The organism is Pseudomonas sp. P4_D7, from assembly GCF_056401755.1.
The window spans coordinates 36,369-60,594 of the sequence record NZ_JBFUIR010000007.1; the positions used below are offsets into that span (position 1 = coordinate 36,369).

Genomic DNA, 24,226 nt, shown 5'->3' on the forward strand with positions numbered 1-24,226 from the left:
TGCCTTCTTTTCTAATACCCTTTAGGAATTTAACGCCCGTGTTTGCACGCCCTGGTGCTCCCCACAACAACGCGCCGATTAATTCCTGAAGAGTATTAAGCTGCCCTGTTTAGCGAGTTTGCCCTGAAGCAATCCTGTAACAGTTTCATCACCCCAGCAGCTAACCCAGCGCACTATCCGGATCAATTGTTACAGTTTATGTGTCGGCAGAATTTTTTCACGCACGGCGCAGCCGTCGTCCTTGCCGGAATGAACCAAGTCATTTCAGCCGGGGATTTCAGCGGAGGGGAATCAGTAGGAGAGGTTCAGCTTGGAATGCACAACAGGTGCAGCAATGTGAGGACCTCGCAGCCGGCCCCCACTCGCCACACCCTGATGAATCAAAGGGTCTTTTCGAAGATCTTCGAATTACGCTGAAAGTTGTACAGCGAAGCCCGCGCCGCTGGCAGGCGTTCAACGCTGCTCGGCTCGAACCCACGCTCACGGAACCAGTGCGCGGTGCGCGTGGTGAGGACGAACAAGGTCTTCAACCCCTGCGCCCGCGCGCGGGTTTCGATGCGCTCCAGCAGTTCATCACCGCGACCGCCATGGCGGTACTCCGGGTTCACCGCTAGGCACGCCAGCTCACCGGCATCGGAATCGGCAATCTGATACAGCGCCGCGCAGGCGATGATCATGCCTTCACGCTCGACCACGCTGAACTGCTCGATCTCACGCTCCAGCACTTCGCGCGAACGACGCACCAGAATCCCCTGCTCTTCCAGCGGACTGATCAAGTCGAGCAAACCGCCGACGTCTTCAATCGCGGCCTCACGCACCAGTTCGAATTGCTCTTGCGCAACCAGCGTACCGCCACCGTCACGGGTGAACAGCTCGGTCAGCAGCGCGCCGTCTTCGGCGTAACTGACGATATGGCTGCGCGCCACGCCGCCACGGCAAGCCTCGGCAGCGGCATCAAGCAGTTCCGCCTGATAATTGCTGCTGCCCAGACGCTGTAAATGCGCCGGCACTTGCTGTGGACGCAACTCACGCACCAGTTTGCCGTTCTCGTCGATCAAACCGAGATCAGCCCCGAACAGCAGCAGCTTGTCCGCGCCCAGGTCGATAGCGGCGCGGGTGGCGACGTCTTCGCAGGCGAGGTTGAAGATTTCACCGGTCGGCGAGTAGCCCAACGGCGACAGCAACACGATCGAACGCTCGTCGAGCAGGCGATTGATGCCCTTGCGGTCGACCCGGCGCACTTCGCCGGTGTGGTGATAGTCGACGCCTTCCAGCACACCGATCGGCCGCGCGGTAACGAGGTTGCCGCTGGCCACGCGCAGACGCGAGCCCTGCATCGGCGACGAAGCCATGTCCATCGACAAACGTGCTTCGATGGCGATGCGCAATTGGCCGACTGCATCGATTACACATTCCAGGGTTGCGGCATCGGTGATGCGCATGCCGTGGTGGTAATGCGGGGTCAGGCCACGGGCGGCAAGGCGGGTTTCAATCTGCGGGCGCGAACCGTGCACCAGCACCAGGCGCACGCCGAGGCTGTGCAGCAGGACGATGTCGTGGACGATGTTGCCGAAATTCGGATGCTCCACACCGTCGCCAGGCAGCATGACGACGAAGGTGCAGTCGCGGTGGGCATTGATATAAGGGGACGCGTGACGAAGCCAATTGACGTATTCGGGCATAAACCTGGGCCTGTAATAAATAGCAGCCGAAAAAGGGGCGAAACGGAAAACGCACAGCGGGCTGATGGTTATCGTCGGAACAGGCTTGGCGACACGCGCGCTCTCCTCATGAATACGGGTTGGGTTGCTGGCAATTTACAGCGTTTGATCGGGCAAAACATAGATCCCTTGTAGGAGTGAGCCTGCTCGCGAAAGCGGTGTATCAGATACATCAATGTCGACTGACCCGACGCCTTCGCGAGCAAGCTCGCTCCCACATGGACAGTGTTCAATTCATAGAACTTTGTCCGGGGTCAGGCAGTAATGTTCAATCAGTTGCCGTAATAGATGCACGGTAGGCTGCAAACGTGACATTTCAAGGTACTCGCCGGGCTGATGCGCACAGGCAATGTCACCGGGGCCGAGCACGATGGTTTCGCAACCAAGGCGCTGAAGATAAGGCGCTTCGGTGCCAAACGCTACTGCTTCGGCGCTGTGGCCGGTGAGCTTTTCAGCAATGCGCACCAGTTCAGCGTCTTCGGCCTGCTCGAACGACGGCACTTCCGGAAACAAAGGTCTGTAGTCGATCTTCACCTGGTGGCGTTCGGCGACCGGGTTGAGCTTGCGCAGAATCTCCGCGCGCAGGACTTTCGGGTCCATACCCGGCAATGGCCGCAGGTCGAATTCCAGCGAACACTGGCCGCAGATACGGTTGGGATTATCGCCGCCATGGATGCAGCCGAAGTTCATCGTCGGTTGCGGCACGCTGAACTGCGGATTATTGAATTCGCGCTGCCACAGCAGGCGCAGGCCGCGCAGTTCGCCGATCGCATCGTGCATCGCTTCGAGGGCGCTGTGGCCCAGGCGCGGATCCGACGAATGGCCACTCTGCCCGAGAATGTCGATGCGCTCCATCATGATGCCTTTGTGCATGCGGATCGGTTTGAGCCCGGTCGGCTCGCCGATCACCGCCGCACGACCCAGCGGACGCCCGGCCTCGGCCAGTGCGCGGGCGCCGGACATCGAGCTTTCTTCATCGCAGGTGGCGAGGATCAGCAGCGGCTGCTTGAACGGCTGATCGAGCAGCGGCTGCACGGCTTCGATGATCAGCGCGAAGAACCCTTTCATGTCGCAACTGCCCAAGCCAACCCAGCGGCCATCAACTTCGGTAAGTTTCAGCGGGTCGGTCTGCCACAACGCATCGTTGTACGGCACCGTGTCGCTGTGCCCGGCCAGCACCAGCCCGCCGGGGCCGCTGCCGAAACTGGCGAGCAGGTTGAATTTGCCGGGGCTGACCTGCTGGATATCGCAATTGAAACCCAGGTCGCCCAGCCAGCCGGCGAGCAAATCGATCACCGCGCGGTTGGATTGGTCGAGGTTCGGTTGGGTACAGCTGACCGATGGCGCGGCGATCAGCGCAGCGAACTGGTCTTGCATGGACGGCAAAGGCATCGCTGACTCCAACTCCCGATTTGAAGTCCATCATAGAACCATCCGGCGTCAGGAATAAACCGCCGCAGGGCGTAGGACGAATCAGTCCTGTACACTGCACGGCCTTGGCAGCCACATATTCCCCGGCTGCGCTCCCGATCCTGGATTTTCCGGCCATGCAGAAAGAAACCGAAATCAAACTCCGCGTCAGCCGCGAAACCCTCGCTGCGCTGCGCGAGCACCCGTTACTGAAAAAACGCAACAAAAGTGGCTGGGAACGCCGTGAGTTGATGAACCAGTACTTCGACACCCCTGAGCGCGATCTGGCCCAGGCCAAAGTCGCCCTGCGCCTGCGCAAGGACGGTGACGAAGTCATTCAAACCCTCAAGACCCGTGGCCAAAGCGTTGCTGGTCTGTCCGAACGCAATGAATACGACTGGAAGTTGCCGAAAGCCAAGCTCGACGTGAAGAAACTCGACGGCGAATGCTGGCCCGAGTCGCTGGCCGAGCTGGACAAGAAAACCCTCAAGCCGATCTTCACCACCGACTTCGTCCGCGAGCGCGCCGAAATCGCCTGGGGCCGTGGCAAGAGCAAAGTGGTCATCGAAGCCGCGCTGGATCTCGGTCACGTTGTGGTAGGCAAGCAGAAAGAAGAAATCTGCGAGCTGGAACTGGAGCTGCGCGAAGGCGAGCCTGCCGCGCTGCTGGAACTGGCCGCCGAACTGGCTGAAACCCTGGCGTTGATGCCGTGTGACATCAGCAAGGCTGAGCGCGGCTATCGTCTGTACGACGCCAACAGCTATTCGCTGAGCCTGCCGGCGCCGGAGCTGACCCCGGAAACCCAACTCGACGACGCCTTCGCCGCGCTGAGCTGGCATTTGCTCGGCAGCAGCCAGCGTCTGGCCGAACAGTACCGTTTCAACGGCCACTGGCGCCTGTTGCTCGACTGGGTCGAGAACCTCGCGGAAATGCGCGCCCTGCTCAGCAGCCTCGGCCAGGCCGCGCCGCGTCAGTCGACTCACGATTTGCGCGTCGCGCTTGATGCATTGCTGGAAGACTGGCGTCCGCTGGTACAGGCCGGCATCGAAGATGAAGACGTACGCAAGGCTGCGCCGGAGCAGTTCCTCGAAGAACTGGAAGATCCGCGCTGGGGTCTGTTCTCGCTGAGCACGTCACGCTGGTTGCTGGCCCGTACCTGGACCGCCGACCGCAACGTTCGCGGCAATCGTCAGGGCGGTGCGCAGTTGCATAGCTGGTTGCCGCGCCTGTTGGGCGAAGAAGCTACGGCCCTGCAATTACAGCGCTATCAGCAGCAGCCGGAAGATCTGGCTGAACAACTGCCGCGTATCGAGCGCATTCAGGTCTGGCTGCACCACGCGCGCAACGTGCTGGAAATCCCGGAAATGGATCGTCTGTACGGCGAGCTGAACAAATTGGCGCAACTGGCCAACGAGCCGACAATCACTGACGAACTGCTCGACGCGCGCAAGCAACAGGCGATTGCGGTTTACCAGAATCGCGCGTGGAAAATGCTCCTGCGTATGTAACACCGCTTTCGCGAGCAGGCTCGCTCCCACTTTGGAATGCAATTCCCTGTGGGAGCGAGCCTGCTCGCGAAGAGGCCAGCCGCCTTACTTCAAACCGGCAAGCTTGTGGTGGACTTGATCTCCGACAACGCCACAATCGAATTCACTTCCTGAATCCCCGGCACCAGCGACAGCTTCTCGAAAAAGAATCGCTCATACGCCTCGATGTCCGCCGCAACAATCCGCAGTAAAAAATCCACCGCCCCCATCAGCACATAGCACTCCAGCACTTCCGGAAAGCCGCGAATCGCTTCGGTGAACTCGGTGAAGTTCGAACGCCCGTGGGCGTTGAGTTTGATCTCGGCAAAGATCTGCGTATTCAGGCCAATCTTCTTGCGATCAAGCAAGGTCACCTGGCCACGAATGATGCCCTCCTCCTTCATCCGCTGAATCCGCCGCCAGCACGGCGATTGCGACAGGCCGACCTGCTCGGCGATCTGCGCGCTCGACAGCGAGGCGTCCTCTTGCAGGAGGGCGAGAATCTTGCGGTCGTAGCTGTCCAGCTCATTGTGCATAGAAAAACCTCTAATCGAACATTTTGCGAATTGATCATTTCGATCAATCGTCAATAACGACGATCATAGCCAAGAAATACCCGGCGTCGAATGTAAAAATTCCTCCAGAGATTTTGGAGACTCGCCATGCCACACCTCGAAGCCGTAACCACCTCGCCTACCCGCGCCGACGTCTGGAACGTCAGCAACGCCCATTGCCTGGCGCAGTATCAGATCCTCGCCGAGGCCGAGCCGGATCTGCTGGTGCGGGTGCTCAACCTGTTCGCACTGCAGTTCCTCACGCCCGAGCAGGTCAATGTGCAGCGCATGGATGATCTGCTGTCGATCGACCTGGTCATGGGCGGTCTCAGTTGGCATCGCGCGCAAGTGATCGCGGAAAAACTTCGTAACCTGATCAGCGTCTGCTCGGTCAATCTGCAAAACGCCGACAGTGCTTGGGATGCCCCCGCGCAAGCCGCTGGCTGACAAATCCGGCAACGGCTTCATCGGGTAGTGGCCCAACGGTCTGCGGGGCCGCGACTATCCTTTTGCGCACTGTCGCTCAAAAGGAAGCCCGCATGTCCGTTCAACTTGCCACTCAGGACCGCTGGCTGGAACTCAACGAGGTGCTGCGTGAACTGGTCGCCCAAGGCTTTATCGGCCAGGACGCGGCCGAGCAGGCGCTGAATGCCCGTCGTCGCCACGCCGTCCATGGCCAGATGCATCCACTGGAATTCATCGCCAGCCAGCAACTGGACGACCTCAGCCGTCCGGGCAAACACCTCGACCTGGAAAGCCTGACCCTGTGGCTGGCGCAACAGGCCGGCCAACCGTACTTGCGTATTGACCCGTTGAAGATCAACGTCGCCGCGATCACGCCGTTGATGTCCTATGCCTTTGCGCAACGGCACAAGATTCTCGCCGTGGCGGTCGACCGCGATTCGGTGACAGTGGCCAGCGCCCAGCCTTATGTCACCGGCTGGGAGGCCGATCTCACCCACGTATTGAAACTGCCGATCAAACGGGTGGTGGCCAACCCGGCGGATATCCAGCGCTTCAGCGTCGAGTTCTTCCGCTTGGCCAAATCGGTCAGCGGTGCCAGCAATGCCGATCAGCAGAGCGGTAACCTTGGCAACTTCGAACAACTGCTCAACCTCGGCGCCAGCGATCAGGAGCCGGATGCCAACGATGCGCACATCGTCAACATCGTCGACTGGCTGTTCCAGTACGCCTTCCAGCAGCGCGCCAGCGATATCCACATCGAGCCTCGGCGTGAACAAGGCACGGTGCGCTTTCGCATCGACGGCGTGCTGCACAACGTCTATCAATTCCCGCCGCAGGTGACCATGGCAATTGTCAGTCGCCTGAAAAGCCTCGGACGGATGAACGTCGCCGAGAAGCGCAAACCCCAGGACGGCCGGGTCAAGACCAAGACCCCGGACGGCGGTGAAGTGGAGCTGCGCCTTTCGACGCTGCCCACCGCGTTCGGCGAAAAAATGGTCATGCGGATTTTCGACCCGGAAGTGCTGCTCAAGGATTTCGACCAGTTGGGTTTCAGTGCCGACGATTTGCGCCGCTGGCAAGACATGACCCGCCAGCCCAACGGCATCATTCTGGTCACCGGGCCGACCGGCTCGGGCAAGACCACCACGCTGTATACCACGCTGAAAAAACTGGCGACGCCGGAGGTCAACCTCTGCACCATCGAAGACCCGATCGAGATGGTCGAGCCGGCGTTCAACCAGATGCAGGTGCAGCACAACATCGACCTGAGTTTCGCCGCCGGGGTGCGCGCGCTGATGCGGCAAGACCCGGACATCATCATGATCGGCGAGATCCGTGACCTGGAAACCGCTGAAATGGCGATTCAGGCGGCGCTCACCGGGCACCTGGTCTTGTCGACGCTGCACACCAACGACGCCCCCAGCGCGATCAGCCGTTTGCTCGAACTCGGCGTGCCGCATTACCTGATCAAGGCCACCGTGCTAGGTGTCATGGCCCAGCGCCTGGTGCGCACCTTGTGCCCGCATTGCAAAGCACCGCTGACGTTGGAGGAGGAAGACTGGCAAACCCTGACCCGCCCGTGGCAAGCGCCGCTACCGGGCAACGCACAACGCGCCATCGGTTGCGTGGAATGCCGCGATACCGGCTATCGCGGCCGCGCCGGGGTCTACGAAATCATGCAACTGAGCGACAGCCTCAAGGCGTTCATCACCCCGGACGCCGACCTCACGGCGATTCGTCGGCAGGCGTTCAAGGAAGGCATGCGCAGTTTGCGTCTGTCCGGGGCACAGAAAGTCGCAGCAGGGCTGACGACGGTGGAAGAAGTGCTGCGGGTGACGCCGCAGAGCGAGCAGAAATAAGCCGCCACGGAACCGGATCAGGGAATGGCGATCCAAGGCCCTAGTTAACCCCCTGGAGTCATCTCATCATGCGTCTCAAACTTGCTGTCGCCACTCTGGCCTTGCTGTCCCTTCCCGTTGGTTCGGCCATGGCGGACAGCTTTTGGCGTAACGTCATCTCGTCCGGTGCCACTACCGGTTCGACCTACCTGACCTTCAAGGATCACAAGCTGATCATCGCCGCACAGGACGATGCCGGCAGCTTCGTTGCCAGTGATGGCGGCATTCGCGGACCGTATCTGGAAGCGGCGATGCAGAAAGTCCGCGCCGACAATCCGGGCCTGCAGGCGACCGATATGGAATTGGCGAATGCGATCCTGGCGAAGAACGCCGTGGCTTCCGAGTAAGCCATCCGCCAACAAAAATGCCGCTCAATCGAGCGGCATTTTTTTGCCTGTCTTCTGAGCCCAACACTAAACCCTGTGGGAGCGAGCTTGCTCGCGAAGGCAATTTCACATCCGAAATATGCGGCGACTGACACGCCGTCTTCGCGAGCAAGCTCGCTCCCACAAGGACCGCATACAGTCTGAATGTCAGCGGTAATCATACACCGGGACGCAGGCACAGAACAGGTTGCGATCGCCGTAAACGTTATCCACCCGATTCACCGCCGGCCAATACTTGTGCGCTTTGGTGTGCGCATCCGGGGTAATGCCCTGCTCGATGCTGTAGGGCCGCTCCCAAACCCCGGTGACATCCGCCAGGGTATGCGGCGCTCGTTTCAACGGGTTGTCCTCGGCCGGCCAGTTGCCGTTTTGCACTTCGGTGATTTCTGCACGAATGCTCAGCATCGCACCGATAAAACGATCCAGTTCAGCCTTGGATTCACTCTCGGTCGGCTCGACCATCAACGTGCCCGGCACCGGGAAGGACATGGTCGGCGCATGGAAGCCGTAATCCATCAGGCGCTTGGCGACGTCTTCTTCGCTGATACCGGTCAGCGCCTTCAAGGGCCGCAGGTCGAGAATGCATTCGTGAGCGACCCGCCCGTTGCGCCCGGTGTATAACACCGGGAATGCGCCGGATAAATGCTGCGCCAGATAGTTCGCCGCCAGAATCGCCACCTCGCTGGCATCCGCCAATTGCGGGCCCATCATGGCGATGTACATCCAGCTGATCGGCAGAATGCTCGCGCTGCCCCAAGGCGCCGCGCTGACCGCGCCGTTCTGCGCCAGTGGCCCGTCGATCGGCACCACTGGATGATTGGCGACGAACGGCGCCAGATGCGCACGAATACCGATCGGCCCCATGCCCGGCCCACCGCCGCCATGGGGAATGCAAAAAGTCTTGTGCAAATTCATGTGCGACACGTCGGCGCCAATGTCTGCCGGCCGCGTCAGCCCGACCTGCGCGTTGAGGTTGGCGCCGTCCATGTAGACCTGACCGCCGTACTTGTGGATAACCTCGCAGATCTCGCTGATGCCCTCCTCGTACACACCGTGGGTCGACGGATAGGTCGCCATCAGGCACGACAACTTATCCCCAGCCTCGGCGGCTTTCGCTTGCAGATCCTCCAGATCGACGTTGCCCGCCTCGTCGCACTCGACGATCACTACGCGCATCCCGGCCATTTGCGCCGAGGCCGGGTTGGTGCCATGGGCCGAGGACGGAATCAGGCAGATCTCCCGCGCCCCCTGCTGACGGCTTTCGTGGTATTTGCGGATCGCTAGTAACCCGGCGTACTCGCCCTGAGCGCCGGAGTTGGGCTGCATGCAGATCGCATCGAACCCGGTGATTGCGCACAGCCAGCGCTCCAACTCCTCGATCATCAGCGTATAACCGACCGCCTGCTCACGCGGCACGAACGGATGCAGGTTGGCGAATTGCGGCCAGGTGATCGGAATCATTTCGCTGGTGGCGTTGAGTTTCATGGTGCAGGAGCCCAGCGGGATCATCGACTGATTGAGCGCCAGATCCTTGTTTTCCAGTTGTTTGAGATAGCGCAGCATCTCGGTTTCGCTGTGATGGGCGTTGAACACCGGGTGGCGCAAGTACGGTGTGTTGCGCTGTAGGTTGTCGGGGATGCCCGAACTCAGGGCTTCAGCGTCAAGTTCATCGACGTTCAACCCATGATCGGCGCCAAGCAGGACATCGAACAGCTTGGCCACGGTACTTTCATCGCAGGTCTCATCGAGACTCAGCCCGACCCGACCGCGCCCGAGAATCCGCAGATTGATCTGTGCGGCTTGAGCGCTTTCGATGATCGCCGTTTGCGCACCGCCGACGTCCAGCGTCAGTGTGTCGAAGAACTGCGCATTGACCCGACTGATTCCTTTGCGCTCAAGCCCTGCGGCCAGAATGCAGGTCAGCCGATGCACGCGCTGGGCGATGTGTTTCAGGCCTTCCGGCCCGTGATAAACCGCGTAGAAACTGGCGATGTTGGCCAGCAACACCTGAGCCGTGCAGATGTTCGAGTTGGCCTTCTCGCGGCGGATATGTTGTTCGCGGGTTTGCAGCGCCATGCGCAATGCGACGTTACCCCGAGCGTCCTTCGACACGCCGATGATCCGCCCGGGAATCGCCCGTTTGTATTCCTCGCGACTGGCAAAGAACGCCGCGTGCGGGCCGCCATAACCCATCGGCACACCGAATCGCTGGGAGGAACCGAACACTACATCGGCGCCCAACTCACCCGGCGGCGTCAGCAACAGCAAACTCAGCAGGTCCGTGGCGACGCAGGCCAGCGCTTGCTGCGCATGCAAATGGTCGATCAGCGGGCGCAGGTCACGCACCTCGCCATGGGTGTCGGGATATTGCAGCAGCGCACCGAACACTTGGTGCTGTTTGAGATTATCCACAGCATCGACGATCAATTCGAAGCCGAAACCTTCGGCGCGGGTCTGCACCACCGAAATGGTTTGTGGATGACAGTTCTCATCAATGAAGAACAGATTGCTCTTCGATTTGGCTACGCGTTTGGCCAACGCCATGGCTTCCGCCGCCGCCGTGGCCTCATCGAGCAAAGACGCGTTGGCCAGTTCCAGACCGGTGAGGTCGATGGTCAGTTGCTGGAAATTCAGCAACGCTTCGAGCCGGCCCTGGGCGATTTCCGGTTGATACGGCGTGTACGCGGTGTACCAGCCGGGATTTTCCAGGACGTTGCGCAAGATGACCGTGGGCGTGAGGGTGCCGTGATAGCCCATGCCGATGAGGCTGGTCCAGACCTGATTCTGCTCGGCGTAACCGCGCAGTCTGGCCAGCGCCGCTTGTTCGTCGAGGGCCGGCGGCAGATCCAGTGCGCGGTTAAGGCGGATGGCCGGCGGTACAGTCTGTTCGATCAGTTCGACCCGGCTGCCGAGGCCGAGGCTGTCGAGCATCGCCTGTTGTTCGGCAGCATCGGGGCCGAGGTGACGGCGCAAAAAAGCGTCGGGGTCGCGTAACTGGCTCAGGGACGGCAACTGGGACATGACGGGCTCTCTCTTGGCTGGCGCTCGGCGTCAATGCAACACGGTCAAACCAGCATAGCAGTCGATATCGTCGCGCACGGCTTGGCGGCCGAGGGCGTTCCGGGCCATGCTGTGGCGCCTGCGTCAGGCGTTCAACTCGCGGATGATCAAAGCCTCATGAGCACACTGCCGTTTCTGCCGTTTTCCAAACCTGTCATCGACGAAGCGACGATTGCCGCTGTGGGCGAAGTCTTGCGTTCCGGCTGGATCACCAGCGGGCCGAAGGTTCAGGCCTTCGAAGCACAGTTGTCGGAATATTTTGGCGGGCGCCCGGTGCGCACCTTCAATTCCGGCACCTGCACCATGGAAATCGCCTTGCGCATCGCCGGCATCGGGCCCGGAGACGAAGTGATTACCACGCCGATTTCCTGGGTGGCCACAGCCAACGTGATCCTTGAAGTCGGCGCCACACCCGTGTTTGCCGACATCGATCCGCAGACCCGCAATATCGACCTGGACCAACTGGAAGCGGCCATTACCCCACGCACCAAAGCAGTGATTCCGGTGTACCTCGCCGGTCTGCCCGTAGACATGGATCGCCTGTACGCCATCGCGCGCAAACACAATCTGCGCATCGTCGAAGACGCCGCCCAGGCGCTGGGCTCGAGCTGGAACGGCCAGCGCATCGGCGCCACCGGTGACTTCGTGTCGTTCAGTTTTCAGGCGAACAAGAACGTCACCTGCGCCGAGGGGGGTTGTCTGGTGCTGAACACACCTGAGGAAGCGCGGCTAGCGGAGAAGTACCGCTTGCAGGGCGTAACCCGCAACGGTTTCGATGGCCTGGACGTCGATGTCCTGGGCGGCAAGTTCAACATGACCGATGTCGCTGCCACGATCGGTCTGGGCCAGTTTGCTCATATCGAAGCGCTGACGGCGCATCGGCGTGAACTGGCGCGGCATTATTTCCAGTGCTTTGGCGCTGACTTTGAAGCGACCTATGGCGCCCAACTGCCGCTGGCGGATTTCACCAACAGCAACTGGCACCTGTTCCAACTGGTACTGCCGGAGCGCAAGGACGGCTTGCCTGCGCGGGCGACGTTCATGGAGCAGATGCAGGCGCATGGTATCGGGATCGGCTATCACTATCCGCCGATCCACTTGCTGAGTCTGTACCGCGAGCGCGGTTTCAACGAGGGGATGTTGCCGGTGGCCGAGCGTGTCGGGCGGCTGATCGTGTCGCTGCCGATGTTTACCGCGATGAGCAAGGAGGATGTCGAGCGCTCGGTCGCTGCGGTGAAAGCGGTGTTGCACAACGCCTGACAGACACCCATAAAAAAGCCCCGACAAGTCGGGGCTTTGCGGTGTAGCCGGGCAATTACTCGCCGATGGCAGCCTTGTAAGCGCCGGCATCCAGCAGTTTGTCCAGCTCAGCCTTATCGCTTGGCTTGAGCTTGAAGATCCATGCGCCGTACGGATCGGAGTTCAGCAGCTCTGGCGAACCGCCCAGCTCTTCGTTGATCGCGATGACTTCACCGCTGATCGGCGAGTAGATGTCGGAAGCAGCTTTCACCGATTCAACGACGCCAGCCTGATCTTCAGCGGCGAACACCTTGCCTACTTCGGTCAGCTCAACGAACACCACATCGCCCAGCGCTTCCTGCGCGTGATCGCTGATGCCCACGGTGACGGTGCCGTCGGCTTCCAGACGTGCCCATTCATGACTTTCGGCAAAACGCAGTTCAGCGGGAATATTGCTCATCTTCGGTGTCCTCTGGAATTGGGTCAGCGGTCATGCCCGCCGGAAAAAGGTTAGATCAAAGTTTTGCCATGGCGTACGAAGGTCGGTTTGACCACCCGTACCGGGTACCACTTGCCACGGATTTCCACTTCGGCGCGGTCGGCAGTTGCCATCGGAACACGCGCCAAGGCAATCGATTTGCTCAGCGTAGGAGAGAAACTACCACTGGTGATCTCCCCTTCGCCAACATCGGCGATGCGAACCACTTGATGAGCGCGCAAAACACCACGTTCTTCCAGGACCAGACCAACCAGTTTGTGCGCAATGCCGGCAGCTTTTTCCGCCTCCAGCGCAGCACGGCCGATGAATTGGCGGGTGGCCGGTTCCCAGGCAATGCTCCAGGCCATGTTCGAGGCCAGTGGCGAAACGTCTTGGTGAATGTCCTGACCGTAGAGATTCATCCCGGCTTCAACCCGCAGGGTATCGCGGGCACCGAGGCCGATCGGGGAAATGCCGGCACCGACCAGATCGTTGAAGAACCCAGGCGCCTGATTGGCCGGCAGGCAGATTTCCAGGCCATCTTCACCGGTATAACCGGTACGCGCGATGAACCAGTCACCGTCGGTATAGCCTTCGAAGGGTTTGAGGTGCTGGATCAGCGTGGCGCGCGACTGGGTCACCAGTTCGGCAATCTTGTGCCGGGCCTGTGGGCCTTGGATGGCGAGCATCGCCAGCTCGGAGCGCTCGTGCAGCTGCACGTCGTAATCGCCGCGCTGCGCGTTCATCCAGGCCAGATCCTGATCGCGGGTCGAAGCGTTGAACACCAGTCGATAAGCGTCGTCGAGGCGGTAGACGATCATGTCATCGACGATGCCGCCACGCTCGTTGAGCATAGTGCTGTACAACGCACGGCCGGGGCGGTGCAGGCGGTCGACATCATTGGCCAGCAAATGCTGCAGCCAGGCCTTGGCCTGGGTGCCGGTGACATCGATCACGGTCATGTGGGAAACATCGAACACCCCGCAATCGCGGCGCACTTCGTGGTGCTCCTCGACCTGCGAGCCGTAATGCAGTGGCATGTCCCAACCGCCAAAATCGACCATCTTCGCGCCGAGGGCGAGATGCAGGTCATACAGAGGCGTACGCTGTCCCATGGGTTTCTCCTTCCGGGCGTGGCGAAGGTGCGGACAGCCGCTGTACGGGGTGAAAGCCGCGAAATAGAAGGCTTTCAGCCGATTTCAGCGAACGGGTCTGTCAGACGAACCGCACCGAATGCCGCGCATTGTAGCCGCATGATTCAGGACTGACGACTAAGTGTTTCGGTGCGCCGAGCGGCGGATCAGTCCGATGACCGGCAATAGACCGACCAGAACCAGGGTCAGCGCTGGCAAAGACGCCCTCGCCCATTCACCTTCACTGGTCATTTCAAAGATCCGCACCGCCAGCGTGTCCCAGCCAAACGGGCGCATCAGCAGGGTTGCGGGCATTTCCTTGAGCACATCGACGAACACCAGCAGCGCCGCGCTCAGCGCGCCGGGCAGCAACAGCGGCAGATACACTTTGAAAAACAGTCGCGGCCCACTGACACCCAGGCTACGTGCTGCTTCGGGCAAAGAGGGCCGTATACGCGCCAGACTGCTTTCCAGCGGCCCGTACGCCACCGCAATAAAACGCACCAGATAGGCCATCAGCAACGCCGCCAGACTGCCAAGCAGCAGCGGTTTGCCCGCGCCACCGAGCCAACCGGAGAGCGGAATCACCAGCTCGCGATCCAGATAACTGAACGCCAGCATGATCGACACCGCCAGCACCGAACCCGGCAAGGCGTAACCGAGATTGGCCAGACCAACGCCGGAGTTGATCGCGGGCGTCGGCGCCAGTCGCCGAGCGAAGGCCAGCAGCAACGCGACGCTTACGGTAATCAGCGCCGCCATGCCGCCCAGATACAAGGTGTGCAGGATCAGCCCGGCGTAGCGCTCGTCCAGATCGAAACGGCCGCGCTGCCAGAACCAGACGATCAGTTGCAGCAGCGGAATGACGAAGGCGCAGGCGAACACCAGTGCGCACCAGCTCATCGCCGCGAACGCCTTGAGCCCGCGCAAGTGATACAGGGCTTTCACCCGTGGCCGCTCGTTGCCCGCCCGATTGGCGCCACGCGCGCGACGTTCGCCGTAGAGCACCAGCATCACCACCAGCAGCAACAGACTGGCCAGCTGCGCCGCACTCGACAGGCTGAAGAAGCCGTACCAGGTCTTGTAGATGGCGGTGGTGAAGGTGTCGAAGTTGAACACCGAGACCGCGCCGAAATCCGCCAGGGTTTCCATCAGCGCCAGTGCCACGCCGGCGCCAATGGCCGGACGCGCCATCGGCAACGCCACACGCCAGAACGCTTGCCACGGCGATTGGCCAAGCACCCGCGCCGCTTCCATCAGGCCTTTGCCCTGAGCGAGGAATGCGGTGCGCGCCAACAGATAAACGTAGGGATAGAAGACCAGCACCAGCACGATGATCACCCCGCCGGTGGAGCGCACGCGCGGCAGCCGCAGGCCGCTGCCGAACCATTCGCGCAGCAGGGTCTGCACAGGGCCGGCGAAATCGAGCAGGCCGACGAAAACGAAGGCCAGCACATAGGCGGGAATGGCGAAAGGCAGCATCAGCGCCCAGTCGAGCCAGCGCCGGCCGGGGAATTCGCAGAGGCTGGTGAGCCAGGCGAGGCTGACACCCAGCAGCGTCACACCGACACCGACGCCAACGACCAGCGTCAGGGTGTTGCCCAGCAGGCGCGGCATCTGGGTTTGCCAAAGGTGCGACCAGATCTGTTGATCGATGGTTTGCCAGGAGAGCAGCAGAACGCTCAGGGGCAACAGCACCAGCGCGGCGATGGCGAAGACGATGGGATACCAGCGGCGTTGGGCAGGGTGGGCCAAGGAAACAGTCTCGTTCAAATGATTGTGCCCACGCTCTGCGTGGGCACACATCCTGTGACGCTCTGCGTCACGCTGTCGGCGGCACGACGCAGAGCGTCGATGGATGCATTCCCACGCAGAGCGTGGGAACGATCACAAGTCTATCGAAAAAGCCTCAATTCCAACCCGCCCGATCCATCATCCGGATCGCTTCAGCCTGACGCTTGCCCGCCACTTCCACCGGCAAGGTGTCAGCGACAAACTTGCCCCACGCCGCCACTTCTTCCGAAGGCGCCACCGCCGGGTTGGCCGGAAACTCCTGGTTCACGTCTGCGAAAATCTTCTGCGCCTCGGGCGTGGTCATCCATTCAACCAAAGCTTTGGCCGCTTCCGGGTGCGGCGCGTACTGGGTCAGGCCAATGCCCGACAGGTTCACGTGCACGCCACGATCGGCCTGATTCGGCCAGAACAGCTTCACCGGCAGTTCCGGCTTCTGCTTGTGCAGGCGGCCATAGTAGTAAGTGTTGACGATGCCGACATCACATTGCCCGGCGTTGATCGCTTCGAGCACCGCGACATCATCGGAGAACACGTCGGTGGAGAGGTTGTTGACCCAGCCCTTGAGGATCTTTTCAGTTTTCTCGGCGCCATGGACTTCGATCATGGTCGCGGTCAGCGACTGGTTGTAGACCTTCTTCGCCGTACGCAGGCACAGGCGCCCTTCCCAGTTCTTGTCGGCCAGTGCTTCGTAGGTGGTCAACTCGCCCGGCTTCACCCGTTCGGTGGAGTAGGCGATGGTCCGCGCGCGCAGGCTCAGGCCGGTCCAGGCGTGAGTGGACGAGCGATATTGCAGTGGAACGTTGGCGTCGATGGTTTTCGAGGTGAACGGCTGGAGGATGCCCATCTGCTCGGCCTGCCAGAGGTTGCCGGCGTCAACGGTGAGCAGCAGGTCGGCGGTGGCGTTCTCACCTTCGGCCTTGATGCGCTGCATCAGCGGCGCTTCCTTGTCGGTGATGAACTTGATCTTCACCCCGGTCTTGGCGGTGTAGGCATCGAAGACCGGTTTGATCAGCTCATCGATGCGCGACGAGTAAACCACCACCTCATCAGCGGCCTGGGCCGTTGTGCTGCCGATCAGGGTCAGGGCCAGTGCGGTCAGAAGACGCTTGGGTGCCAACATGGGAGTGGTCTCTCGGTCGGAAAATGTGGGCCAAATGATAAGGACTCACATTTACCACCTCAATCGAACTCTTTTTGAAGGAGTTACCAGATGTTGCACAGTTTGAAATTTGTGGTGTCGGTTCTGACGCCTTCGCGAGCAAGCTCGCTCCCACATTGGAATGCATTTCAAATGTGGGAGCGAGCCTGCTCGCGAAGAGGCCATCAGCCTCAATGGAGAGGTCAGGGTTTGGCGAGGGCCGGAAGATCCCCGGTCAACCCGAGGGCTTCACGCACAAACAGCGCCTTCGCCTCCGGCATCTGCTCCACCAGTTTCAACCCGGCATTGCGCAGCCACCTGACCGGCAACGGATCAGCCTGAAACAACCGCTCAAACCCTTCCATCGCCGCCATCAGCGCCAGGTTGTGCGGCATGCGCCGGCGCTCGTAACGGCTCAGCACCTTCACCTCCGCCAAGCACTCGCCACGCTCGGCCGCCTGCAACAGCACTTCGGCCAACACCGCCGCATCGAGGAAACCGAGGTTCACACCCTGCCCCGCCAACGGGTGAATGGTGTGCGCCGCATCGCCGATCAGCGCCAGCCCTTCGGCCACATAGCGCTTGGCATGGCGCTGACGCAGCGGCACGCACAGTCGCGGATCGGCACTGACGACTGCGCCGAGGCGACCTTCAAAGGCGCGCTCCAGCTCTCGGCAGAACGCCGCTTCATCCAGCGCCATCAAGCGCTCGGCTTCGCTCGGCGTGGTCGACCAGACGATCGAACACCAATCCTGCTGCCCGTCACGCTCAAGCGGCAGAAACGCCAAAGGCCCGTGATCGGTAAAGCGCTGCCACGCGGTCATCTGGTGCGACTTGCTGCTGCGCACGCTGGTGACGATGGCGTGGTGCATGTAATCCCACTCGCGCGTGGCCATCCCGGTGAGGCGGCGAACGGCCGAGTTGGCACCGTCAGCGGCGATCACCAATGGCGCGCGCAACTGACGACCGTCAGCCAGCGTCAGCAACCAGTCATCGCCCGAGCGGCGCATCTGTTCCAGCCGCGCATTAGCGAGCATGCCCAGATCGCAATCGTGCAAACGGTCGAGCAAGGCGTCCTGCACCACACGGTTTTCGACGATATGACCCAGCACCTCGGCGTGCACACTGCTCGCCGAGAAATGGATCTGTCCGGTGCCGCTGCCGTCCCAGACATGCATGTCGGTGTACGGGCTGCTGCGGCGCTTGGCGATCCCTTCCCACACGCCGAGGCGTTCGAGGATGCGTTGGCTGGCTGCCGACAGCGCGCTCACACGCGGTTCAAATGCCGCGTCGGCATCGAACGGCTTGACGCTCAGCGGGCTGCCATCGAGCAGCAGGACTTCCAGCCCGCTGTCCTGCAACGCCAACGCCAGGGCGCTGCCGACCATTCCGGCTCCGACAATCAGCAGATCTGCGCGCATTTCCATGCTTTAAGCCTGTCTCGCTTGCGGCTTGAGCCGCACGTAAAGGGTTTTACCGACCCGCGCCACCAGATTGCCGGCGCCGTCATGAATGTCGACCTGCAACTGCGGCAGGTATTTCTCGCCATTGGCGGTTTGCCGGCGAATCTCGGCGAGCAAGGTCTCGTCGATATTGAAGCGGGCGAACACCGGGCCTTTGCCCGGCGCAATGAAATCGATATCGGCAGCTTTGTCCCAGACAATGTACTTCGAGCCGAGGTTTTCCATGAGCATCAGCATGAAGAACGGGTCGACCATCGAATACAGACTGCCGCCAAACTGAGTGCCGACGTAGTTGCGGTTGTACCAGCCAAGGCCCATCGACACCTGAACGTCGCGGAAATCATCGCTGATATGCCGAACCCGTACACCGGCGCCAAGATACGGCGGGTAGAACGTCATCACCCAGCGCATCAACCGCGCCTTGCCGAATTTAGCGGTCAACCACTTAAGCATCCGGTCGCGTTCCCAGACCCATGGCCTGACGGGCAAACCAGCGCTTGGCCGGCGGCAACAGATCGAGACCGAGCAGGCCGATGTTACGCCCCAGCGAAACCAATGGCTGCGTGCTGCCGAACAGCCGTGTGACCTGATCGGAAAAGCCGACGGTTAGGTCCTGATCGAGACGCTGACGCTCGCGATAAGCCTGCAATGTGGCGAAGTCGCCCAGCGGCTTTTCACTGGACAACAACGCGGCGGCCAAGGCATCGGCATCACGCAGTGACAAGTTGAAACCCTGCCCGGCAATCGGGTGCAGGCTGTGCGCCGCGTTGCCGAGCACAGCCAGATGCGAGCGCACCTGCTCTTCGGCCTCGACCAACGTCAGCGGATACAAATGCCGTGCGCCAACCTGTTTCAACGTGCCGAGGCGATAACCGAATACGCCCTGCAATTCGCTGAGGAAATCACGCTCGCTCAAATCGGCCAGACGCTGCGCGTCCATGCCCAAACGGGTCCAGACCAGAGCACAGCGGTTTTCCGGCAGCGGCAGCAAGGCCATCGGCCCTTCGTCGGTGAAACGCTCAAAGGCCATGCCGTTGTGCGCTTCGCTCGGGGTGATGTTGGCAATCAGTGCGCTCTGGTTGTACGGACGCTTGCGCACGTTAATGCCTAGCTGCTCGCGCAGACCGGAACGACCGCCATCGGCGAGCACCGCGAGGTCGCATTCAAGGGTGGTTTCATCATTGAGGGTCAGGCGATAGCCATCGGGCAGCGGTTCCATGCGTGTGACCTCCGCCGGGCAACGCCAGCTGATCACGTCTTTGTCGATGTGCTGCCACAGGCACTGGCCGAGCCAGGCATTTTCCACCACGTAACCGAGCGCTGGTACGCCCTCTTCCATCGCCGACAGACGCGCGGTGGAGAAGCGGCCACGGTCAGAAACATGAATCTGTTTGATCGGCTCGGCGCGACGGGAGATTTCCTGCCACACGCCCAGCCGTTGATAAATCTGCCGCGAGCCGAAGGACAGCGCCGACGAACGTGCGTCGTAACTCGGCTGCCAGCTGTCGCCTGGTGCAAACGGTTCGATCAGGACGATCTTCCAGCCACGCGCCTTGGCCCCGGCCTGCAAGGCCAACGCCAGACTGGCGCCGACCAGACCGCCACCGATGATTGCCAGATTGACTCGACTCATGCCGCGTGGGTCCTTGCTTGCGCCATCAGCGCTTCGATTTCAGCGACGGTTTTCGGCACGCCGCTGGTGAGGATTTCACAACCTGTTTTGGTCACGACCACGTCGTCCTCGATACGTACACCAATGCCGCGCCATTTTTTCGCGACGTTCTGATTGTCCGGGGCGATGTAGATGCCCGGCTCTACGGTCAGCGCCATGCCGACCTCGAGCACTCGCCATTCGCCGCCGACCTTGTACTCACCAACGTCATGCACATCCATGCCCAGCCAGTGACCGGCGCGGTGCATGTAAAAGGCTTTATAGGCTTCGCTGGCGATCAACTCGTCGACCTCACCCTGCAGCAATCCCAGTTTCACCAGCCCCGTGGTAATCACTCGAACCGTGGCTTCGTGCGCCTGATTCCAGTGCTTGTTCGGGGCGATTTCGGCGAACGCGGCTTCCTGCGAGGCCAGCACCAACTCATAGATCGCTTTCTGCTCGGGCGAAAACTTGCCGTTGACCGGCCAGGTGCGGGTGATGTCGCTGGCGTAGCAGTCAATCTCGCAACCGGCATCGATCAACACCAGGTCGCCGTCCTTGAGCAGCGCGTCATTCTGCTGGTAATGCAGGATGCAGCTGTTGCGTCCGGCGGCGACGATCGAGCCGTAGGCCGGCATCTTCGCCCCGCCCTTGCGGAACTCGTAGTCGAGTTCGGCTTCGAGGCTGTACTCGTAGAGCCCGGCCCGACTGGCCTGCATCGCACGGATGTGGGCTTGCGCCGAGATCCGTGCGGCTTCGCGCATCACCTTCACTTCTGCCGCCGATTTATACAGACGCATGTCGTGGAGCAGATGATCCAGGGCAACGAATTCGTTCGGCGGCTGGGCGCCGAGGTGCGCCTTGGAGCGGATCACATTGATCCAGTCCATCAGGTGACGGTCGAATTCAGGGTTGCTGCCCATCGCCGAATACACCCGGTCGCGGCCTTCGATCAGGCCCGGGAGGATGTCGTCGATGTCGGTAATAGGGAAAGCGTCATCGGCACCGAAGTCGCGGATCGCGCCCTCTTGCCCGGCGCGCAAACCGTCCCACAATTCGCGTTCGGCGTTGCGCTCACGGCAGAACAGCACGTATTCGCCATGCTCACGGCCGGGCATCAAAACGATGACAGCCTGCGGCTCGGGAAAACCGCTGAGGTACTGGAAATCGCTGTCCTGACGGTAGACGTGCTCGACGTCGCGGTTGCGAATGGCGACCGCGGCGGCGGGCAGGATCGCGATGCTGTTGGGTTCCATCTGCGCCATCAGGGCCTTGCGGCGACGGCTGTATTCCGCTTTCGGGATATGGATCATGGGCAGATGGCTTTCCCTGGCACGCGATTAATGCAGCGACGGCTTGGCGGCTGGCGGCACGTCGGCTTTCTTGGTTTCCGAGAACAGCAGCAGCGGCGCGACGCGCAGATACTCCATGACTTCCATGTAGTCGGTTTCGCCGTCTTCGGATTCTTCGAGAGCATCCTGCACTTGGGAAATGGCGGCCAGATCCTGCAGCACTTCGGTGGCTTCAGTGCTGAGCATGCTGCTGTCGCGGCAGTTCAGGCCGAAACCGCTGAGGAAGCCCTGGCACCATTGGCCCAGTGCAGCGGCGCGGTCAGCCAGCGGTGCGTCATCGGTCGGCAGCAGCAGAACGACAGTGACGTCGTCGCCGGTCAGCTCGCCTTTGACCATCTCTTGCAGGCCGATCAAGGCGTTGCGGACATTGTCCTGCGGTTCGCTTTCGAGCAACTCGGCAGCATCGATCAGCCACTCTTCGGCATTGAAGCCGGCACCGGCGCAACTACGGCCAAGCAGCAGGCCATGCAGTTCGGCAGGCGAGACGTTGTGGCCGCTGGAAGTCAGCAGGGTGGCAAAGGCTTGGTACGGGGAATTCGCATTGGTCATGGGCAGCTAGGCGCCAGACGGCGCTATGTCTAGAATGAAGGCCTTGTATCCTACATCGACAGACTCGCCAAGACTATTAAAGGCTGTCCGCCAGCTACCTCCCATCAGACGAACACGTGGACACAATGGAAGACACCGACCTGCAAGCGCTGATGGCCAGACTCGAACTGTTGATTGGCCGAGTCGAGCAACTAAAGAGTCAAAATGCACTCTTACTAGCTCAGGAAAAGACCTGGCGCGAGGAACGCGCTCACCTCATTGAAAAAAACGAAATCGCCCGGCGTAAGGTCGAATCGATGATTTCGCGCCTCAAGGCCCTGGAGCAAGACTCATGAGTTCAAGCAATAGCGTCACCGTGCAGATCCTCGATAAAGAATATTCGATCATCTGCCCGCAGGAAGAACGCAGCAATCTGGTCAGTGCCGCGCGCTATCTGGATGGCAAGATGCGTGAGATCCGCAGCAGCGGCAAAGTCATCGGTGCCGACCGTATCGCCGTGATGGCCGCGCTGAACATCACCCACGACCTCTTGCACAAAGAAGAGCGTCCGGACATCCAGGCCAGCGGTTCGACCCGTGAACAGGTGCGCGACTTGCTCGATCGTGTCGATCTGGTCCTCGCCGACGATCAGAACACCAGCAAGGGCTGATTCAACTGGCCGCTTGCGGTATACTCGCGGCACTCCCTGGGGTGCTTGCCAGTTGACGATGTCCCTGAGCCGATTCGCACTACCCTGGAAGTTGCACGTTGGGCTGGTGTGCATGTCCGCTAGACGGAAAGCCTTAAAGTCTACTGCATCTTCCACCTTGAACTTTCGGGTTCAAGGGCTAAGTTGACAGCGGTTCATCCGGGGAGCCTGATTCGAATCCGATGTCGGTGAAAACCGCCATCGGATTTTTTATGCGTACGTTTTCGTCCAACCTGCCGAAGCCGAACCATGACCGAACCCGCGCTGCTGCCCCGCCCGCAACTCCGCCGCCTGCTGCGCAAGGCGCGCCGTGCGCTGACCAAGAGCGAACAACGCCAGGCTGCCAAGGGCCTGTACCGGCAACTGGCACAAGACCCGCACTTTCGCCGGGCCAGACATATCTCTCTGTACCTGCCCACAGACGGTGAAATCGATCCGCGCCTTCTGCTGCGCGAAGCTCAACGTCGGGGTAAATCGACTTATCTGCCGGTGCTCAGCGCCTGGCCACGCACCAAGATGGTTTTCCAACGCATTCGTCCCGGCGAGAAACTTAAACCCAATCGCTTCCGCATTCTCGAGCCGCGAGCCAATCTGGCACAGCAACGCAAGGTCTGGACACTGGATCTGGTGTTATTGCCGTTGGTAGGGTTTGACGATGTCGGCGGGCGACTCGGGATGGGCGGCGGTTTCTATGATCGCAGCCTGGCGTATCTGGCTCGGCGAAAAAGCTGGCGCAAGCCGACGCTGCTGGGCCTGGCCCATGAATGTCAGAAGGTCGAACGCTTGGCGCAGGCAAGCTGGGATGTACCGTTACAAGGCACGGTCAGCGACAAGGCTTGGTATTTCGCGGGATAGGACGCCGCGCAGATCAGCGGCGTCGAGAAAGCCGTTTCAGCGCTTGAAGGCTGTCGACTGTTGCACCTGTTGCGCGACTTCAATCGGCGCGTCGGCCTTGTTCGACCACAAGCTCTGCGCATAACCAGTGGTCACGACGCCCAAGCCAAACAAAATTACCAAAGTCCATAGTAGATCCGGTTTGCGTTTCATCGATTGCCCCCCTCAAGGCACATCATCACGATGACAGCAGCGGTTTCCGTTCGTAGGCCGTGCAGCAGCGTCAAGCTTTAAAGGCCGGCATTTTGCGACAACGTGAACCTGCGCGCAAACGCTGACGTCAACCGACTGTCGGTTTGTCATAAAATTGCCCGACAACCTGCCCAATGACCGTTTCAGGAGCAAAAACCATGGCCTATTGGCTGATGAAGTCCGAGCCCGACGAACTCTCTATCAAAGGTCTGGAAAAGCTCGGCACAGCGCGCTGGGACGGAGTTCGCAACTATCAGGCGCGTAACTTCCTGCGCTCGATGGCCGTGGGTGACGAGTTCTTTTTCTACCATTCCAGCTGCCCGGAGCCGGGGATTGCCGGTATCGGGAAAATTATTCAGGCGGCGTACCCGGATCCCACCGCACTGGAGCCGGAAAGCCACTACTTCGACCCGAAGGCTACTCCAGAGAAGAATGCCTGGAGTGCGATTGATGTTGCGCACGTCGAGACGTTTGCCCGGGTATTGAAGCTGGATTATCTGAAGCAGCAGACCGCGCTGGCCGAGATGCCGTTGGTGCAGAAGGGCTCGCGGTTGTCGGTCATGCCCGTGACGGCCGAACAGTGGGCCGCCGTGCTCGGCTTGCGCTGAGAACTGCCCGGTCACGGTTATTAGCCG

The 24,226-nt window shown here is 60.8% G+C and carries 23 protein-coding genes and 1 other RNA gene; 10 read left to right on the plus strand and 14 right to left on the minus strand.

The window, feature by feature from the left end; all coding sequences use genetic code 11:
• Window positions 1-380 precede the first annotated feature (380 nt).
• Together argA and argE are read right to left on the minus strand one after the other, a co-directional pair.
• Window positions 381-1,682: an amino-acid N-acetyltransferase gene (gene argA / locus AC1DVF_RS07150; RefSeq protein WP_064116338.1), complete on the minus strand. Its 1,302-nt coding sequence runs from the start codon at window positions 1,680-1,682 to the stop codon at window positions 381-383.
• A gap of 273 nt (window positions 1,683-1,955) precedes the next feature.
• Window positions 1,956-3,113, minus strand: a complete 1,158-nt coding sequence (gene argE / locus AC1DVF_RS07155; RefSeq protein ID WP_477782271.1) for an acetylornithine deacetylase — start codon at window positions 3,111-3,113, stop codon at window positions 1,956-1,958.
• Between the two features lie 155 nt (window positions 3,114-3,268).
• On the opposite strand from argE, the gene AC1DVF_RS07160 reads away from it, so the two are divergent.
• Window positions 3,269-4,639: a CYTH domain-containing protein gene (locus AC1DVF_RS07160; protein WP_007913820.1), complete on the plus strand. Its 1,371-nt coding sequence runs from the start codon at window positions 3,269-3,271 to the stop codon at window positions 4,637-4,639.
• Between the two features lie 89 nt (window positions 4,640-4,728).
• Here AC1DVF_RS07160 and AC1DVF_RS07165 read toward each other — a convergent pair whose 3' ends face one another.
• Complete coding sequence (locus AC1DVF_RS07165) at window positions 4,729-5,193, minus strand: Lrp/AsnC family transcriptional regulator (protein ID WP_257356574.1); 465 nt, start codon at window positions 5,191-5,193, stop codon at window positions 4,729-4,731.
• 126 nt (window positions 5,194-5,319) lie between these two features.
• Between AC1DVF_RS07165 and AC1DVF_RS07170 the strand changes: the two genes are divergently transcribed.
• The 3 genes from AC1DVF_RS07170 (at window position 5,320) to AC1DVF_RS07180 (ending at window position 7,921) form a co-directional block, all read left to right on the plus strand.
• Window positions 5,320-5,658 (plus strand): hypothetical protein, encoded by a 339-nt coding sequence (locus AC1DVF_RS07170; protein WP_093429765.1) that lies wholly within the window; start codon window positions 5,320-5,322, stop codon window positions 5,656-5,658.
• A gap of 92 nt (window positions 5,659-5,750) precedes the next feature.
• Window positions 5,751-7,535 (plus strand): type IV pilus assembly ATPase TfpB, encoded by a 1,785-nt coding sequence (gene tfpB, locus AC1DVF_RS07175; protein ID WP_093429764.1) that lies wholly within the window; start codon window positions 5,751-5,753, stop codon window positions 7,533-7,535.
• 65 nt (window positions 7,536-7,600) lie between these two features.
• Entirely contained in the window at window positions 7,601-7,921 is a 321-nt protein-coding gene (locus AC1DVF_RS07180) for a DUF2388 domain-containing protein (protein WP_171057234.1), read from the plus strand.
• Between the two features lie 186 nt (window positions 7,922-8,107).
• Here the strand turns inward: AC1DVF_RS07180 and gcvP are convergent, their stop codons facing one another.
• Window positions 8,108-10,981 (minus strand): aminomethyl-transferring glycine dehydrogenase, encoded by a 2,874-nt coding sequence (gene gcvP, locus AC1DVF_RS07185; RefSeq protein WP_477782272.1) that lies wholly within the window; start codon window positions 10,979-10,981, stop codon window positions 8,108-8,110.
• Between the two features lie 156 nt (window positions 10,982-11,137).
• On the opposite strand from gcvP, the gene AC1DVF_RS07190 reads away from it, so the two are divergent.
• Entirely contained in the window at window positions 11,138-12,280 is a 1,143-nt protein-coding gene (locus AC1DVF_RS07190; protein ID WP_099759371.1) for a DegT/DnrJ/EryC1/StrS family aminotransferase, read from the plus strand.
• A gap of 55 nt (window positions 12,281-12,335) precedes the next feature.
• Here AC1DVF_RS07190 and gcvH read toward each other — a convergent pair whose 3' ends face one another.
• The 9 genes from gcvH to AC1DVF_RS07235 form a co-directional block, all read right to left on the minus strand.
• The gene (gene gcvH, locus AC1DVF_RS07195) at window positions 12,336-12,719 is read right to left on the minus strand and encodes a glycine cleavage system protein GcvH (protein ID WP_095049398.1); all 384 of its coding nucleotides are present in this window, start codon (window positions 12,717-12,719) and stop codon (window positions 12,336-12,338) included.
• Between the two features lie 50 nt (window positions 12,720-12,769).
• Window positions 12,770-13,852 (minus strand): glycine cleavage system aminomethyltransferase GcvT, encoded by a 1,083-nt coding sequence (gene gcvT, locus AC1DVF_RS07200; protein WP_116254279.1) that lies wholly within the window; start codon window positions 13,850-13,852, stop codon window positions 12,770-12,772.
• Between the two features lie 156 nt (window positions 13,853-14,008).
• Window positions 14,009-15,625 (minus strand): ABC transporter permease, encoded by a 1,617-nt coding sequence (locus AC1DVF_RS07205; protein WP_093429761.1) that lies wholly within the window; start codon window positions 15,623-15,625, stop codon window positions 14,009-14,011.
• Window positions 15,626-15,779: 154 nt separating this feature from the next.
• The gene (locus AC1DVF_RS07210) at window positions 15,780-16,784 is read right to left on the minus strand and encodes an extracellular solute-binding protein (RefSeq protein ID WP_460130383.1); all 1,005 of its coding nucleotides are present in this window, start codon (window positions 16,782-16,784) and stop codon (window positions 15,780-15,782) included.
• Window positions 16,785-17,005: 221 nt separating this feature from the next.
• Window positions 17,006-18,223 carry a 2-octaprenyl-3-methyl-6-methoxy-1,4-benzoquinol hydroxylase gene (locus AC1DVF_RS07215; protein WP_460092286.1) on the minus strand — a complete coding sequence of 406 codons (1,218 nt, stop codon included), beginning with the start codon at window positions 18,221-18,223 and terminating at the stop codon, window positions 17,006-17,008.
• 9 nt (window positions 18,224-18,232) lie between these two features.
• Window positions 18,233-18,718 (minus strand): DUF4442 domain-containing protein, encoded by a 486-nt coding sequence (locus AC1DVF_RS07220; protein WP_095049393.1) that lies wholly within the window; start codon window positions 18,716-18,718, stop codon window positions 18,233-18,235.
• Window positions 18,711-19,898: a 2-octaprenyl-6-methoxyphenyl hydroxylase gene (gene ubiH / locus AC1DVF_RS07225; RefSeq protein ID WP_095049392.1), complete on the minus strand. Its 1,188-nt coding sequence runs from the start codon at window positions 19,896-19,898 to the stop codon at window positions 18,711-18,713. Before ubiH ends, AC1DVF_RS07220 begins: the two co-directional genes overlap by 8 nt.
• Entirely contained in the window at window positions 19,895-21,229 is a 1,335-nt protein-coding gene (gene pepP / locus AC1DVF_RS07230) for a Xaa-Pro aminopeptidase (protein ID WP_093429756.1), read from the minus strand. The genes ubiH and pepP overlap by 4 nt, the downstream gene beginning before the upstream one ends.
• 27 nt (window positions 21,230-21,256) lie before the next feature.
• Entirely contained in the window at window positions 21,257-21,817 is a 561-nt protein-coding gene (locus AC1DVF_RS07235; RefSeq protein WP_093429755.1) for a YecA/YgfB family protein, read from the minus strand.
• A 125-nt stretch (window positions 21,818-21,942) separates the two neighbouring features.
• On the opposite strand from AC1DVF_RS07235, the gene AC1DVF_RS07240 reads away from it, so the two are divergent.
• The 4 genes from AC1DVF_RS07240 to AC1DVF_RS07255 all read left to right on the plus strand — a co-directional run bounded on the left by AC1DVF_RS07240 (window position 21,943) and on the right by AC1DVF_RS07255 (window position 23,360).
• Window positions 21,943-22,152, plus strand: a complete 210-nt coding sequence (locus AC1DVF_RS07240) for a TIGR02449 family protein (RefSeq protein WP_007911197.1) — start codon at window positions 21,943-21,945, stop codon at window positions 22,150-22,152.
• Complete coding sequence (locus AC1DVF_RS07245) at window positions 22,149-22,466, plus strand: cell division protein ZapA (RefSeq protein WP_093429754.1); 318 nt, start codon at window positions 22,149-22,151, stop codon at window positions 22,464-22,466. Before AC1DVF_RS07240 ends, AC1DVF_RS07245 begins: the two co-directional genes overlap by 4 nt.
• Before the next feature lie 30 nt (window positions 22,467-22,496).
• A non-coding RNA gene (gene ssrS, locus AC1DVF_RS07250) (6S RNA) lies at window positions 22,497-22,675 on the plus strand.
• A gap of 79 nt (window positions 22,676-22,754) precedes the next feature.
• Window positions 22,755-23,360 carry a 5-formyltetrahydrofolate cyclo-ligase gene (locus AC1DVF_RS07255; RefSeq protein ID WP_099757472.1) on the plus strand — a complete coding sequence of 202 codons (606 nt, stop codon included), beginning with the start codon at window positions 22,755-22,757 and terminating at the stop codon, window positions 23,358-23,360.
• A gap of 36 nt (window positions 23,361-23,396) precedes the next feature.
• Here AC1DVF_RS07255 and AC1DVF_RS07260 read toward each other — a convergent pair whose 3' ends face one another.
• Window positions 23,397-23,552 (minus strand): hypothetical protein, encoded by a 156-nt coding sequence (locus tag AC1DVF_RS07260; protein WP_016985917.1) that lies wholly within the window; start codon window positions 23,550-23,552, stop codon window positions 23,397-23,399.
• 197 nt (window positions 23,553-23,749) lie between these two features.
• On the opposite strand from AC1DVF_RS07260, the gene AC1DVF_RS07265 reads away from it, so the two are divergent.
• On the plus strand, window positions 23,750-24,199 hold the full coding sequence (locus tag AC1DVF_RS07265; RefSeq protein WP_099757473.1) for an EVE domain-containing protein: 450 nt from the start codon (window positions 23,750-23,752) through the stop codon (window positions 24,197-24,199).
• Window positions 24,200-24,226: the final 27 nt, after the last annotated feature.

Coding starts and splice junctions, on each gene's coding strand:
- argA (WP_064116338.1), bottom strand. CDS start 1,682: ATGCCCGAATACGTCAATTGGCTTCGTCACGCGTCCCCTTATATCAAT.
- argE (WP_477782271.1), bottom strand. CDS start 3,113: ATGCCTTTGCCGTCCATGCAAGACCAGTTCGCTGCGCTGATCGCCGCG.
- AC1DVF_RS07160 (WP_007913820.1), top strand. CDS start 3,269: ATGCAGAAAGAAACCGAAATCAAACTCCGCGTCAGCCGCGAAACCCTC.
- AC1DVF_RS07165 (WP_257356574.1), bottom strand. CDS start 5,193: ATGCACAATGAGCTGGACAGCTACGACCGCAAGATTCTCGCCCTCCTG.
- AC1DVF_RS07170 (WP_093429765.1), top strand. CDS start 5,320: ATGCCACACCTCGAAGCCGTAACCACCTCGCCTACCCGCGCCGACGTC.
- tfpB (WP_093429764.1), top strand. CDS start 5,751: ATGTCCGTTCAACTTGCCACTCAGGACCGCTGGCTGGAACTCAACGAG.
- gcvP (WP_477782272.1), bottom strand. CDS start 10,981: ATGTCCCAGTTGCCGTCCCTGAGCCAGTTACGCGACCCCGACGCTTTT.
- AC1DVF_RS07190 (WP_099759371.1), top strand. CDS start 11,138: ATGAGCACACTGCCGTTTCTGCCGTTTTCCAAACCTGTCATCGACGAA.
- gcvH (WP_095049398.1), bottom strand. CDS start 12,719: ATGAGCAATATTCCCGCTGAACTGCGTTTTGCCGAAAGTCATGAATGG.
- gcvT (WP_116254279.1), bottom strand. CDS start 13,852: ATGGGACAGCGTACGCCTCTGTATGACCTGCATCTCGCCCTCGGCGCG.
- AC1DVF_RS07210 (WP_460130383.1), bottom strand. CDS start 16,784: ATGTTGGCACCCAAGCGTCTTCTGACCGCACTGGCCCTGACCCTGATC.
- AC1DVF_RS07215 (WP_460092286.1), bottom strand. CDS start 18,223: ATGCGCGCAGATCTGCTGATTGTCGGAGCCGGAATGGTCGGCAGCGCC.
- AC1DVF_RS07220 (WP_095049393.1), bottom strand. CDS start 18,718: ATGCTTAAGTGGTTGACCGCTAAATTCGGCAAGGCGCGGTTGATGCGC.
- ubiH (WP_095049392.1), bottom strand. CDS start 19,898: ATGAGTCGAGTCAATCTGGCAATCATCGGTGGCGGTCTGGTCGGCGCC.
- pepP (WP_093429756.1), bottom strand. CDS start 21,229: ATGATCCATATCCCGAAAGCGGAATACAGCCGTCGCCGCAAGGCCCTG.
- AC1DVF_RS07235 (WP_093429755.1), bottom strand. CDS start 21,817: ATGACCAATGCGAATTCCCCGTACCAAGCCTTTGCCACCCTGCTGACT.
- AC1DVF_RS07240 (WP_007911197.1), top strand. CDS start 21,943: ATGGAAGACACCGACCTGCAAGCGCTGATGGCCAGACTCGAACTGTTG.
- AC1DVF_RS07245 (WP_093429754.1), top strand. CDS start 22,149: ATGAGTTCAAGCAATAGCGTCACCGTGCAGATCCTCGATAAAGAATAT.
- AC1DVF_RS07255 (WP_099757472.1), top strand. CDS start 22,755: ATGACCGAACCCGCGCTGCTGCCCCGCCCGCAACTCCGCCGCCTGCTG.
- AC1DVF_RS07260 (WP_016985917.1), bottom strand. CDS start 23,552: ATGAAACGCAAACCGGATCTACTATGGACTTTGGTAATTTTGTTTGGC.
- AC1DVF_RS07265 (WP_099757473.1), top strand. CDS start 23,750: ATGGCCTATTGGCTGATGAAGTCCGAGCCCGACGAACTCTCTATCAAA.